This is a genomic window from Streptomyces sp. NBC_01446, from assembly GCF_026340095.1.
Lineage (GTDB): Bacteria > Actinomycetota > Actinomycetes > Streptomycetales > Streptomycetaceae > Streptomyces > Streptomyces aureus.
Genome location: NZ_JAPEPO010000001.1, coordinates 8,232,049 through 8,244,469 on the forward strand (window position 1 = coordinate 8,232,049; position 12,421 = coordinate 8,244,469).

Here is a 12,421-nt window from a genome sequence, read left to right on the forward strand (position 1 = left end):
GCGTGTTGTCCCGGAACGTGCCCGCTGGGGGGTGGGGATCGATCCGCCGCCGGAGGCGAACGTCGACGGGCCAGCCTCGCTGTGTTCCGCATCCTCAGGGCGGGGCGGACGGTCCCGGTCTGGCCGATACCGGAGGCAACGGCTGTATTTCCAGCCGCCCCGTAGCCGGCCCCACGCCTGCTCAGTGTGGCTCCACCCACCCGTGTCGAACGGCGTAGCCGCCGAGCTGCATCCGGGTCCGGACCCCGGCTATGTCCATGAGGCGGCGTAGGCGTCGGTGCAGCGTGCGCGGTGACAGTCCGAGTTGTGTCGCGGCCGTCGGATCGGTCAGGCCTGCCAGCAGTAGGGCGAGGATCCTCCGGTCGAGGTCGGTCGGGCCTTCCGCACCGAGTTCGACGGTGGTTTCGGTTTCTCCGCCGGGGCCCGACAGTTCGAGCGGGTGGGCGGTGCGCCATACCGACTCGAACAGCGCGTCCAGGGCATCCAGCAGGCCGCTGCGGTGCAGCAGCACGGCGCCGGGCTCTCCTGCCGGTGTGTCCGCGAGCGGGACAAGGCCGAGGTCGGCGTCGGCCAGCACGAGTTTCATCGGCAGCTGGTCGGCGACACGCAGTTGCACGCCGTTGCGCAGTGAGTCGATCGCATCGGTGATGATGCCCGGCTCTGCCAGCACGGCCCGGTCCAGTACCGCCCGGAAGTGCACGCCGCGGCCGATGGCCACGGGTTCGGCCGTGTTCTCGGCGGGCGGCACAGCGAGGAACGGTGCGGTGATGAAGCTGCGGACCTGCGTGCAGGCTGCCTGCTGCACTTGGAGGAAGCGATGCCGGATGGCGTCGACGCCCGTGACGACCTCGATCAGATCGCTGATGCTGCTCCCGGTCATCGCCGCCCGGTGTTCCTCGGCGAAGGTCACCAGCGCCTGCTCGGCCATCCGCAATCCGTCTCGGCGCTCGCTGATGAGGGCGCCGAGCGCCATGGCCGGCGGCGCGGCGGTGAACTGCGCATCCGCCGACCCGATCACCAGTCCCCACTCGACCAGACGGGACAAGACCTTGTCGACGTCGGCCTGCGATACGGCGAGCAGATCCGACAGCAGCACCGCGGTGGAGTCGGGCCGCCCGAGCAGCGCCCGGTAGACGCGCTCGTCATCGGGTTCGAGGCCCAGGACATCCAGCATCGGCGACCGACTCTCTTCCGCTTGCCGCAGCAGGGGGAGTATGTGCCATGGCGGCTGACCCTGAATAGTCCCTGCTGGGAGCAGGTGTGACGGGAAGGGCCCCGGGGAGTCACCTCCCCGGGGCCCGACAGTGCGGTTCATCGCAGACCGTACGCCCGGATGATCTCGTTCTCGACGCTGAAGCCGCTGCCCGTCCCGGCGCTCGCGCGGACCGAGAGGAAGCCGCCGCGCTTCTTGGCCGTCTTGAACGAACCCGTCCAGTAGCCGTGGGCCCCCTTGGCCAGGGTCACCTTCTGCCAGGTGGCGCCGTCGTCGTACGAGATGTCCAGCTTCACCTTGGTGACGTTGCCCGGCACGGTGCCGAGGTCCATCGACACCGGCTTGAGCGCGATCTTCTGAGTCGCATTGGAACTGACGTCGCCGTGCAGGTCCGACTCCAGCTTGTAGTCCAGGTTCAGCACCGAGAACGGCTCGAAGAAGTCCGAGTCGACGGTGTCGGACATGAACGTCCACTCGGTGTGGGTGCGTGTCGACAGCCGGAAGACGTCACCGGGCCGCTCCACGTCGAGGACGGCGCGGTAGGGCAGGTTGCCCGCCGACACCTCCTGCCACTGCATGTCTCCGCTGACCGGGTTGTCGTAGATCAGCTTGTGGCCCTGGAAGACCTGCAGATGGGACGGCGTCTCACCCCACGGCAGGTAGCCGCCCAGCCGCATGTTGTCGCTGGCGGAGGCCCACGCCTGCACGTTCCAGGTCATGTAGTTCTGCCAACGGGAGTTGTACACACCGAAGGACTCTCCCTGGCCTGGCCGGCTCGCCGGAGCAAACCAGTCCAGACGGGTGGTGCTGCCCTTCGCATACGTGTTGTCGCCCGACACCATCGACCACGGCAGTGGTCCGTCGACGCCCTGCGTGTGGAACTCCCTCCAGACCTGACCCGGAGTCACCCACTCGGTGCGGGTGCCCGGATGCCACTCGACCTCGGGAAGGTTGAACGACGGGCTGAGGGTGAAGTCGGACCGGTAGCCTTCCGCCAACCCGCTGTCCGTGGCCGAGTAGTAGCGGGCATCGATCCGCGCGAGGTCACCCTTGGTCGGCTTGTAGACCAGGGCACGGTCCGGCACCTTGCCCGGGTAATCCCGGGTCAGGTCGTATACGAACGGCGTGTACTCGGTCTCCTTTGCGGTCAGCTTCAAGTTGCCGGCCTTGGCCATGGAGACGAGGGTCTTTCCCGCGTCGCGGTGCACGGTGGCGACCGGAATGGCCGACTCGCCGACGTACTCCATCAGGGCGCCGACGCCGTCGTTCACCACGATCAGAGCCTTCGCACCGGCCGTGGCCGCGGCCACGGCGCGTTCCTGCGGCGAGACCTCGTCGCTTCGCTTGATGACGACGACCTTGCCCTTGGCCCTGACCTTCGCGTACGCGGCCGCCGCGCCGTTGCCCGCGTAGACGGCGTCCAGCCTGTCCGTGGCGGTGCCCAGCGCGCTGCCCGCCTGCACCAGCGCCTCGAAGCGGCGGCGACCTCTCAACTCGCTCAGACTGAGCTGTGGCTCGCCCTTGCGCCAGCGGGTGGTCAGCATGAAATCGCCCTGTTTCATCGGCTTCGTCGGCGCGACGTAGACGTCGTCGTACGTCGGCGGCAGCACGTACGCGCTGCGGTAGTCCGTGTACGGGTCGAGGCCCTTGTAGTGGACGTTGAAGTCGACCTTGCGCTGGCGGTCCTCGGTGCGCTGCGGCGCCTCGGTCTGCAGCAGACGGGCCTTGCTCGCGTCCAGCACCACGTCCGCGGAACCGTCCTTGAGCACGGTTTCCGGGTCGACCAGTACGGCCAGACCCGAGCGGTCGGCCTTCTCGCCGGCCACGTCGAGGTACCCCGCGACGGTGTACAGGCCGGGTGCCATGCGCATGGTGGTCGAGCCGTCAACGTAGACGTTCCACGGCCAGACGTCGCCGGCCAGGTTGATCCCGACCCAGCCGGCGGCGGGCTTGCCGTCCCGGCCGACCAGCTTGATGTTCAGGTCGTAGCGCTCCTCTTCCTTGAGCAGCGCCACGGATGTGCGGGTCACTGGCTTCCCGGTGGCCGCGTCGGTGGCTATCACGTAGCCGACATGCCGGCCCGCCGAGGCGGCTTGCGGGTCACCGGTCACCGGGACGGCGGCGGTGCCGCCCGCCGGGACCGCCACCTTGGTGGCTCCCAGCGTGAACGGGCCGCCGTCGTCGGTCAGCGCCAGGTTCAGCGTGACGGCGGCGGAACCGGTGTTGGTGAAGGTCAGGTCCTTCGTGACGGCGACGTCGCTCGGCTCGTGCGGCCATGTGTGGTTGCCGAAGAAGAGCGACCCGGTGCCGCGGACCGTGGTGCGTACGGCGGCGGCCACGTCGACGCGGCCGGTGCCGACCTCGTACGGCGAGTACCCGTCGTCCAAGCCCTTCGCGGTGCTCATCAGGTGTTCCTTGAGCTGCGCGCCGGTCCAGTCCGGGTGCCGCTGGGCCAGGATCGCCGCCGCGCCGACCACGTGCGGGGTGGCCATCGAGGTGCCGCTGAGGGTGCGGTAGAGGCCCTCACCACCGTCGGTCATCTCCTGCGAGCGGGCCGCGGTGATGTCCACGCCGGGCGCCGCGATGTCCGGCTTCATGCCGCCGGAGCCGGCCAGCGGGCCGGTGCTGGAGAAGGACGCGAGCTGGTCCTGCTTGTCCGTGGCGGCCACGGTCAGCGCCGAGGCGGCCGCACCCGGGGAGGAGATGCTCTCCGGGCCCGCGTTCCCGGCGGCGATCACGAACAGAGTGCCGTACTGCGCGGACAGCGCGTCGACCTCCTGCGACATCGGGTCGCTGCCGTCCGTCGGGTAGGTGTCGCCGAGGCTCATGTTGACGACTTCCGCACCGGATTCGGCAGCCCACTGCATGCCGGCCATGACCCAGGAGTCCTGGCCGTAGCCCTCCGCGCCGCCGAGCACCTTGCCGACGAACAGGTCGGCGCCGGGGGCGACGCCCTTGTTGTCGCCTCCCGACGCGGCGCCGGAGCCGACGATCGTGCTGGCCACATGCGTGCCGTGCCCGTTGACGTCGGTGATGGCCTCACCCGGCACGAAGCTGGCCGTGCCGTCGATCACGCCAGCGAAGTCCGGGTGGTTGACGTCGATGCCGGTGTCGAGCACCGCGACCTTGACGCCCTTGCCGGTGTAGCCGGCCGCCCAGGCCTCGGGCGCGCCGATCAACGGCACACTCTCCTTGAGGTTGGCCTTCACGCGACCGTCGAGCCACAGCTTGGCAACACCCGCGCCCAACTTGGCGCTGCCTTGCGGCGCGACGGCGGTCCAGAAAGTGCGGGCCCGCCGCTTCTGGGCGCTGAGCACGGCACCGCGGATGCCCTTGAGTTTGCGGGTCAGCTTGCTGCCGCGGGGGGCCGTCGGCTCGACGGCCGAGCGAGACTTCGGCTGGGCGTACGTCGCGATCAGCGGCACCGCGGCCGACTTCGCGTCGTCGTAGCCCATCTCGATCAGGTCGGTGACGTTGAACAGCCGACGGTCCAGCTTGTCCGTGCCCAGCAGCGGCACCGCCTCGTCCGGGATGACGAACAAGTCACCCTTGACCTCCTGGATCTTTACGCCGCCGACGGCGCTGTCCGGCCGGTCGACGTCGGCGATCTGCTTGCCGTCGGCCATCGTGGTGACCGTGACGATGTCGCCGGTGACCAGGGTGACCTTGTGGGTCGCCGAGGGCTTGGCGGGAACGATGGGCTTGCTCGGAGCAGCTTGTGCGGGCGCTTGCAGAACCGCGAGCCCCGACGCCAGAAGCGGCACCACGGTGGCAGTCGAGATCAACTGCCAGCGTCTGCGCCGGAAGGCGGAAGACTGAGAGGGGGAGGACATGCCCTGGGTCTATCGGCCGGTAACGCCCGATGTGAAGGCCTGATGACGGCAAGTCCACGCCATGGCAAGGACTTGCCAGCCGCAAAGGGCTGGAACCCGGGCAAGGCTCACTTGCCGACGCCGATATTCAATCCCTGGTGACTGGTGATGCCGCTGTCGACCGCTCACCGCCCGGCGCATCGGCGAGAGATCGCGGTCCGAATCGTTCGGTGTTGTGGTCCTGGTGGGGAGGGGCTGGTGGCAGGTCGTGCAGGTGCCGGTCCAGCACCTCAGGATGTCTTGGAGGGCGTCGAGGATCTGGTAGGGGGTGAGTGCGGTCCAGGTGCTTTTGGGGCCAGACGCTGTTCGGTAAGAAACGCGTGGGCCGCGGTCACGAGGGTGACGTGGTGGTGCCAGCCGGGCCAGGACCGGCCTTCGAAGTGGTCCAGGCCCAGTCCGTGCTTGAGTTCGCGGTAGTCGTGCTCGATGTGCCAGCGAACCTTGGCCAGACGGACCAGGTCGGCGATCGGAGTGTCGGCCGGCAGGTTGGACAACCAGTAGTCGGTGGGAGCCTCGGCCTGTTCGGGCCATTCGACCAGCAGCCAGCAGTCGGGCAGGGTGCCGTCCCACCAGCCCTGTTCGGGCGAGGCGGCGACCCGAATGGGACGTTCGACGGCGTTGCCGGCAGGGCGGACGCGCACGGCGGCGAAGCGGGAACGCAGCTCGCCGCGCGAGCCCTGCCGCCGGCTGAGGGAGGTGAACGCCTCCTGCCCGAGACTGGCGGCAAGGGCTACCACTGAGGGTGCGGGGTGGCGGTAGCGGGGCTGGGGCCAGCAGCCGACAGGGCCCTTGCGGTCCGGGGCTGTCGGTTTGGCGTCGAATGGGTGGGCGGTCACATCCGCGCGGACGGCCAGCATGTAGTCGATTCCCCGCTCTGCCAGGCCGGCCCGAAAGCGGGCGTTGGTGCCGTAGGCGGCGTCGGCCACCACGACCGGCGGCCTCATGCCCCAGCCGGCCAGCGTGTCGAGCATGTCCAGAGCCAGCCGCCACTTTTCGCGGTGCCCGGCCTCGGGCGGGATGCGGGTAACGGTCCTGCGGTCCGTGTCCGCCGCCCACTCCTTGGGCAGGAACAGTCGCCACTGCAGTGGGCAGGAGGCCGTATCACTGGCGGAGTGGACGCTGACCGCGACCTGGCAGTTGGCGCGTTTGCCCAAGGCTCCGCAGTACTGCGGAGCCACGGCGACCGACATTCTGCCGTCCTTGGGCAACGACACATCGTCGATCACCCAGGCCGTCGGGTTGACCAGCGGCAGTATGCGTTCACAGATCCGGCGCTGCACCGGCACCGGGTTCCAGCTGGACTGGTTCACGAACTGTTGCAGGTTCTGTTCGTTGCCGTCCGGCAGCCGCGAGGCCATGGCCTGGATCGACTTGCGGCGGCCGTCCAGCATCAGTCCCCGCAGGAAGCAGTCGCCTTTGGCTCGCTGATCCTTGCGCGGCACCGACGCGAACACGTCAGCCACGTATAACGCCAACTTCGCCCGGACACGGTTCACTTCATGTGCGTCCATCCACCCAACATGCCCGGAAAGAGGCCGAGCCGAAAGACCTAACGGAGTCCTATTAGGTGTTGTGCCAGCCGGGTTCGAGGCGGTCGAGAAGGGTGTGGAAGGCTGCGTCGGCTCGGTCCCAGTCGCCGTCGGCCAGGGGTGCCATGAGCAGGCCGAAGACCGCGTCGACCAGGAGGGCGGCCTCCGTTCGGGCTCGGGGCTCGGTCATGCCTAGGCCGCGGAAGACGGAGGTGAGCAGGCCCGTCCACTCGGTGAGCACGTCGCGCATGACGGGGCCGTACCGGTCGGGGTGGAGCAGGCTGGCGGTCATGATCTCGAGGTAGAGGGGGAGCCAGGCGCGCAGGTTCGGGGTGCTGAGTTGCTGCCAGGTTTGCTCCGCGAAGCGGCGGAGCGATGCAGGGTTCTTGGGGGAGGTGGTGGGGTCGAGCAGATCCCGGGCGCGCAGGAGCGGTCGCCTCTCGTCGAGGGCGAGTGCCTCGGCGACCATGCGTTCCTTGGTTCCGAAGTAATACAAGAGCATGCGGTCGCTGGTGCCCAGGGCCCGGGCCAGCGGGCGAAGGGAAAGGTCGGCCAGGCCGTTGCGGATCACGTACTCGCGGACCTGGTTCAGCAGGTCGCGTCGTTTGGCCGGGTCGGGCGGGCGCGGCATGAAGGCTCCCGGTTGCAGCTGCGCGAGACGGACCAATCCAACATGTCCGATTCATTTGCTTTCATTCAGGTATTTACTGTAGCACCCGCTACGTGTATATTTGTGGTTGTAGCAAGTGCTACGTGACGCAGGGCCTGGTGCATGCCCGGCCCGGTCATCGCCGGCCCTCCGCCTCCCTGGCGGCCACGGTCGCCAGGGCTTCAGAAGGGACTGATCCGTATGGCCTCCCAGGCCATCGACCCCTCCACGACCTCTCGCCGGGGATGCTTTGCCCGGTTTTACCGCCGCCGGCTTGAGGAGTCGGGGCGCAAGGGCGCCGCGGACCCGGCACAGGGGAAGGGTCCGTCTGTGGAGGGCGCAGCCACATCGTGGATCGCCCGGAACCTGGCTCTGTGGTCGCGCACCCTGGAGCCCCTGCGGCCGCTTGACAGGCCCCGCGCCCGCGCAACGGCCTGGGATGCCTCATGGCCTATACCGCGGGAACTGACCTCGGTCCGCCAGGCCCGGCGCCTGGTGACCGCCCAACTGGGCGACTGGAATCTGGAGGGCCTCGCAGACACCGCCGAGCTCTTGGTCAGTGAACTGGTCACCAACGCCCTGCGTCACACGCGCGGCCCTCTGCGGCTCAACTTGCAGGTGCGCGACTCCCGGCTGCGGTGCGAGGTCGAGGACACTGACCCCGCCGGCCCCGTACGCCGCGTCGTCGACACCGACGCAGAAGGCGGACGCGGCACGGAACTCCTCGATCTGCTCGCGGATGCCTGGGGCAGCACCTGTACGGCCACCGGCAAGACCACGTGGTGCGAAATGCTGACGCAGACGCCTTCATCAAATGGATCGTCTGCCTCCGACTGAGCTGGTCCCGGTAGGTCCGGACACTCTCGGCGACGCCTGAATTCAGGCGTCGCCGAGAATCAACAGACTGATCCACAAGGACGTACCGCCGCATGTCAGGGCCCGGCCGTGCAGCCCGGCCTCCCGCCGGATTGGTTGCTTCCTCTGCCCCAAACACGCCGACGACCTTCCCGGCTGGCCGGGCTCCCTGGTCGACACCGAGGATCCGCTCACGCTGTCCTGCGGCACCGTGCTCGACTTCCGCTCCGTGGACCAGGCGCACCGCGTCCTGGGCGACCAGCAGCAGAAGGCCGGCGGCGAGAGCCAGCCGCTGGGCAGCCCCACCGGGATGCTCGGCATGGCAACCGAGTACGCGAAAGGCGGCAATCTCTACCTCTGATCTTGGCCAGTGCACCGCCCTTCAGGGCGGGGGTGAAGGCCATCTCAGAACTGCTCTGATCCGCACTGTTCGCACGGGTCGACAGTATTGTCCTCAGGCCACAGGGCGCTGCTGGTTCTCGATGTACTGCTTGACGGCGGTCGGTGGTGCTCCGTGGCAGGACCCGGCGTAGTAGGAGCCGGACCAGAAGTGTCCGCCCCGCAGGTGACGGCGGACGTGCGTGCTGTACTCCTGGCGGAGCCTGCGGGAGGAGACGCCCTTGAGGGAGTTGACCAGCTTGGAGAGCTGGACTTTCGGCGGGTAGTGCACGAGCAGGTGTACATGGTCCTGCTCGCCGTTGAACTGGTTGAGTTCGGCCTCGAAGTCCCCGCAGACCTCGCGCATGATCTCCTCGGTGCGCGTCAGCATGGCATCGGTGAATGCGTTGCGCGTACTTGGTGACAAAAAACCAAGTGGACGTGCAGGTGGTGAACAACGTGGCGCCCGATGCGCACATCAGGATGAGGGTTCAGATTCCATCGTGGTGACATGAGCCAACCGTCGTAGAGTGATCGTGATGAGCGAACTTGTCTGGGAGAAGCGGCAGTTCGGGCACCGTGCCCGGCTGGCGCTGACGCCTGCACAGGCCCGGCTCATGGACGACCAGGCGCACGCCGCACGAGCGATGTGGAATCAGCTCCACGACCTGTGGCAGATGACGCCGAGGTGTCAGCGCTCCCTGACGCGCTTGGATCAGACCGTGCGGCAGGCGCGCAAGGAGATCGACTGGTATGGGGTGCTGCCCGCGCAGGCCGCGCAGGCAGTCTTGAAGACGTACGTCCAGGCGTGGCGGAACTGCTGGGACCGGCGGGCGGACGAGCCGAACTTCAAGGCCCGTGTGCGTACCGTCATGTCCGTCGACATCCCGCAGGGCCGCGATCTCCAGATCAAGCGGGTGCACCGCCGATGGGGCATGGTCAACATCCCCAAGGTCGGACGTGTCCGCTTTCGCTGGACCAAGGATCTCCCTGTCGGCAAGCTCGCCGACAGGGAGAATCGGATCACCGGGGCACGGTTGGTCAAAGACGGACTCGGATGGCATATCGCCTTCCGCGTCCAGACTCTGGAATCAAAGCCTGAGCCGCACACTGGCCCTGAGATCGGCATCGACGCCGGGGTCAATCTTCCCCTTGCCCTGTCCGATGGCAACCATCAGGATCACGGACGAGGCGCCCGGCTCCCGGATGGCACCGCCGACCGGGACAAGTGGCTGAACCCGGATGAAAAGGCCAAGCTGCTCCGCCTGGAACAACGGGCCGCGCACCGCAAGTCCTTCCGCAAGCCGAAGGAGCGCAGCTCCCACCGGCTGAACCGCACCTACGACCAGATCAAGCAGCTCCGCGCAAGAGCCACGCGCCGCGCTGTTGACTGGCAGCACCAGACCACCACGAACCTCGCCCGCACCTACGGCACGGTCGTGGTCGAACAACTCACCATCACGAACATGGTCAAGTCCGCCAAGGGCACCATCGAGGCACCCGGCAAGAACGTCGCGCAGAAGTCCGGCCTGAACCGCTCCATCAGCCAGGAGGCATGGGGCCGCACGGTGACCATGCTGACGTACAAGACCGCCCGCCACGGCGGCACCCTCGTCAAAGTCCCCGCCCCGAACACTTCCCTGCGCTGCTCCGCATGCGGCTTCCTCACGCCCGGCAGCCGGGAAGGCCAAGCCACGTTCGTGTGCAAGAACCCAGACTGTGGCTGGTCCGGCAACGCCGACTGGAACGCGGCCCGCAACATCTTGCACCTGTACCGGATCGGCCTCGTGGCGATCCCGGCTGCCGGGAGGGCGGTCGTCAGGCGCACCCGTAGCGCCAAGCCCGCCACCGCAAGGTAGGCGGGAATCTCCTTCCCGAGCTCGCGAAGGAAGGAGAGCACTTCAAGCCGAAGGCAATGCGATTTCCATTTCCGTCGGCGTGACCGCCGAGGCCCACGGCAGATTCTGTGGGACAAGTTTCCGTTGTCGTTGTCCCGGGACAGGTAGGCGAGCGTCGTGGCTCAAGACCATGGCTGGTCCGAGGTGCCGCACCCGTTGATCACGCCGGGCCCGGATTTTCACCGGCACGACGTCAGACCCGCTCCAGCCCGGACGTCAGGCGCCCCAGTACGGGAAGCGCCTCGTGCAGCGTCGCGCGGTCGGCCGGGGACAGATCCGCGATTCCGCGGGCGAGGGCAGTCGCGCTGGCGCGATCGTAGCGGGCGAGGAGGTCGTGGGCGGCGCCCGTGGCGACGAGGAGAACCGTACGGGCGTCGTCGGGGTGCGCGGTGCGGTCCACCAGTCCGGCCGCGCGCATCGTCTTCACCAGGTTGCTGACCGTCGAGGGCGCGACGCGCAGCCGTGTCGCAGCCTCGCCCGCGGCCAGCGCCCCGTCCGTCAGCACGCGGAGCAGCTCGATCTGCGCCTCGGGCAGGTCGGGCAGATCCTCGGCGCTGCGGGTGGTGCGCAGCACCGCCCGGCGCAGCGGTCCGAGCAGACGGCTGAGCTCCGCGGCGGCGGTGTCGGCCAGGTCTGCGTCACGGCTGTTCATGGGGTCATTGTGCCGCACCGTGGCATTTTAGTTTTGAGACAAAAAGATTTTGTGGCAAACTTGAATGTCGGCGCCGAGAGGCCGAGAACACGACCGGACGCCGTACACACGAGAAAGAAGCACGGCAGCATGACCACCGCTTACCCCACGACCGTCGAGAACCCCGTCCCGATGCAGGACCTCTCCGGAATCGTCGGCCACCGCTTCATCTACACGTACGCCAACGGCTGGCAGTACGAGATGTACGTGAAGAACGCGACGACCATCGACTACCGCATCCACACCGGGCACGTCGGCGGACGCTGGGTGAAGGAGCAGAAGATCGATCTGGTGATGCTCACCCAGGGCGTCTACAAGGTCTCGTGGACCGAGCCGACCGGCACGTCCGTCAGCGTCAACGTCATCCCGGCCGAGCGGGTCCTGCACGGTGTGATCTTCTTCCCGAACTGGATCAAGGACCACGGCGAGCGCACCGTCCTCTTCCAGAACGACCACCTCGACGAGATGCGCAAGTACCGCGACGAGGGGCCCGCATACCCGATCTACGAGGTGCCGGAGTTCGCCCGGATCACGCTCTTCGAGTACGTCGGCGAAGACGACGAGGAAGTTGTCTCCGTCGCCCCCGGCGACCTCCCGAAGGGCTGGTCGGACCGCACCAACTGAGACGCGGACGAAGTCCGCGAAGCTGCGGGTGGCCTTGAGAGTGGTGCTCCCTCACAGTCGGCCACCGAAGCCCGCACCGCTCGCGGGGCCGGGCCCACCACCCCGAAGTCCGCGACGACGCAGGCACGGCCTGCGACTATGACCGCGTCGGCCCGCTGGATTCCCCCGTTCCAGCGGGCCGACGCACGCCAGGGCGCAGGGGCATCGGGCCCTTTGGGCCGTCGGTGTGTACGCCGGCCTGTTCTGGGTGTGGGTCGCCCAACGCTGGTCCCGCAAGGGCGTCCTCGTCCTGGTCACCGGATTCTGGGGAGTGTGGGGCATAGCCGCCGGCTTCGCCCAGAACTTCACTCAGCTCCTCATCCTGATCACCATCCTTGCCGCCGGATACGCCGCCTCCGGACCTCTCACCACGGAAACCCTGGGCGACCTCTTCGACAACGAGTCCCGGGGCCGCGCCGTCGGTCAGCCCCTTGGAGGCCGTCGCCATCGCCGCGTTCAGCCTCGGGGCCGGCCTGCTCGGCGACGCCTTCGGGCTGCGCTCGGTGTTCCTGTGGGTGCTCGTCGTCCTCGTGCTCGTCGACGGCATCTTCCTCACGCTCCTCTACCGCACCTACGCCACTGATGTGGCCCTCGTCCAGAACACCCTGGAGGACCGGCGAAGGACGGCTCTCGCCGAATTGCCCGGGAAGAGCGCAAGGACCGGCACGCAACC

General features: G+C 68.0%; 9 protein-coding genes and 3 pseudogenes. 6 read left to right on the forward strand and 6 right to left on the reverse strand.

Annotated features, from left to right (window positions below; genetic code table 11):
- Window positions 1-181: 181 nt before the first annotated feature.
- The 4 genes from OG456_RS37265 to OG456_RS37280 all read right to left on the reverse strand — a co-directional run bounded on the left by OG456_RS37265 (window position 182) and on the right by OG456_RS37280 (window position 7,245).
- Complete coding sequence (locus tag OG456_RS37265) at window positions 182-1,174, reverse strand: helix-turn-helix domain-containing protein (protein ID WP_266568924.1); 993 nt, start codon at window positions 1,172-1,174, stop codon at window positions 182-184.
- 137 nt (window positions 1,175-1,311) lie between these two features.
- On the reverse strand, window positions 1,312-5,046 hold the full coding sequence (locus tag OG456_RS37270; RefSeq protein WP_266568926.1) for a S8 family serine peptidase: 3,735 nt from the start codon (window positions 5,044-5,046) through the stop codon (window positions 1,312-1,314).
- A 269-nt stretch (window positions 5,047-5,315) separates the two neighbouring features.
- Window positions 5,316-6,596 carry an IS701 family transposase gene (locus OG456_RS37275; RefSeq protein ID WP_266568928.1) on the reverse strand — a complete coding sequence of 427 codons (1,281 nt, stop codon included), beginning with the start codon at window positions 6,594-6,596 and terminating at the stop codon, window positions 5,316-5,318.
- Window positions 6,597-6,648: 52 nt separating this feature from the next.
- A complete protein-coding gene (locus OG456_RS37280) occupies window positions 6,649-7,245 on the reverse strand; it encodes a TetR/AcrR family transcriptional regulator (RefSeq protein WP_266568930.1) in 597 nt (198 codons plus the stop codon).
- Between the two features lie 219 nt (window positions 7,246-7,464).
- Between OG456_RS37280 and OG456_RS37285 the strand changes: the two genes are divergently transcribed.
- Together OG456_RS37285 and OG456_RS37290 are read left to right on the forward strand one after the other, a co-directional pair.
- Window positions 7,465-8,100 carry an ATP-binding protein gene (locus OG456_RS37285; RefSeq protein WP_266568932.1) on the forward strand — a complete coding sequence of 212 codons (636 nt, stop codon included), beginning with the start codon at window positions 7,465-7,467 and terminating at the stop codon, window positions 8,098-8,100.
- Window positions 8,101-8,329: 229 nt separating this feature from the next.
- The gene (locus OG456_RS37290; protein WP_266568934.1) at window positions 8,330-8,479 is read left to right on the forward strand and encodes a hypothetical protein; all 150 of its coding nucleotides are present in this window, start codon (window positions 8,330-8,332) and stop codon (window positions 8,477-8,479) included.
- A gap of 93 nt (window positions 8,480-8,572) precedes the next feature.
- Here OG456_RS37290 and tnpA read toward each other — a convergent pair.
- A pseudogene (tnpA, locus tag OG456_RS37295) lies at window positions 8,573-9,009 on the reverse strand (IS200/IS605 family transposase).
- 26 nt (window positions 9,010-9,035) lie between these two features.
- Between tnpA and OG456_RS37300 the strand changes: the two are divergent.
- Window positions 9,036-10,355: a transposase gene (locus OG456_RS37300; RefSeq protein WP_266568936.1), complete on the forward strand. Its 1,320-nt coding sequence runs from the start codon at window positions 9,036-9,038 to the stop codon at window positions 10,353-10,355.
- A gap of 232 nt (window positions 10,356-10,587) precedes the next feature.
- Here the strand turns inward: OG456_RS37300 and OG456_RS37305 are convergent, their stop codons facing one another.
- Window positions 10,588-11,046 (reverse strand): MarR family winged helix-turn-helix transcriptional regulator, encoded by a 459-nt coding sequence (locus OG456_RS37305; protein WP_266568938.1) that lies wholly within the window; start codon window positions 11,044-11,046, stop codon window positions 10,588-10,590.
- A 129-nt stretch (window positions 11,047-11,175) separates the two neighbouring features.
- Here OG456_RS37305 and OG456_RS37310 point away from each other — a divergent pair, with 129 nt between their 5' ends.
- The 3 genes and pseudogenes from OG456_RS37310 to OG456_RS37315 form a co-directional block, all read left to right on the forward strand.
- Entirely contained in the window at window positions 11,176-11,709 is a 534-nt protein-coding gene (locus OG456_RS37310) for a phenolic acid decarboxylase (protein WP_323136386.1), read from the forward strand.
- A 226-nt stretch (window positions 11,710-11,935) separates the two neighbouring features.
- Window positions 11,936-12,160, forward strand: a pseudogene (locus OG456_RS50880) (MFS transporter); the annotation flags it as partial.
- Between the two features lie 19 nt (window positions 12,161-12,179).
- Window positions 12,180-12,421 (forward strand): annotated as a pseudogene (locus OG456_RS37315) (hypothetical protein); the annotation flags it as partial.

Excerpts from the sequence above, each read along its gene's own strand:
- OG456_RS37305 (WP_266568938.1), bottom strand. The coding sequence starts at position 11,046 with ATGAACAGCCGTGACGCAGACCTGGCCGACACCGCCGCCGCGGAGCTC.
- OG456_RS37300 (WP_266568936.1), top strand. The coding sequence starts at position 9,036 with ATGAGCGAACTTGTCTGGGAGAAGCGGCAGTTCGGGCACCGTGCCCGG.
- OG456_RS37285 (WP_266568932.1), top strand. The coding sequence starts at position 7,465 with ATGGCCTCCCAGGCCATCGACCCCTCCACGACCTCTCGCCGGGGATGC.
- OG456_RS37280 (WP_266568930.1), bottom strand. The coding sequence starts at position 7,245 with ATGCCGCGCCCGCCCGACCCGGCCAAACGACGCGACCTGCTGAACCAG.
- OG456_RS37270 (WP_266568926.1), bottom strand. The coding sequence starts at position 5,046 with ATGTCCTCCCCCTCTCAGTCTTCCGCCTTCCGGCGCAGACGCTGGCAG.
- OG456_RS37265 (WP_266568924.1), bottom strand. The coding sequence starts at position 1,174 with ATGCTGGATGTCCTGGGCCTCGAACCCGATGACGAGCGCGTCTACCGG.
- OG456_RS37310 (WP_323136386.1), top strand. The coding sequence starts at position 11,176 with ATGACCACCGCTTACCCCACGACCGTCGAGAACCCCGTCCCGATGCAG.
- OG456_RS37275 (WP_266568928.1), bottom strand. The coding sequence starts at position 6,596 with ATGGACGCACATGAAGTGAACCGTGTCCGGGCGAAGTTGGCGTTATAC.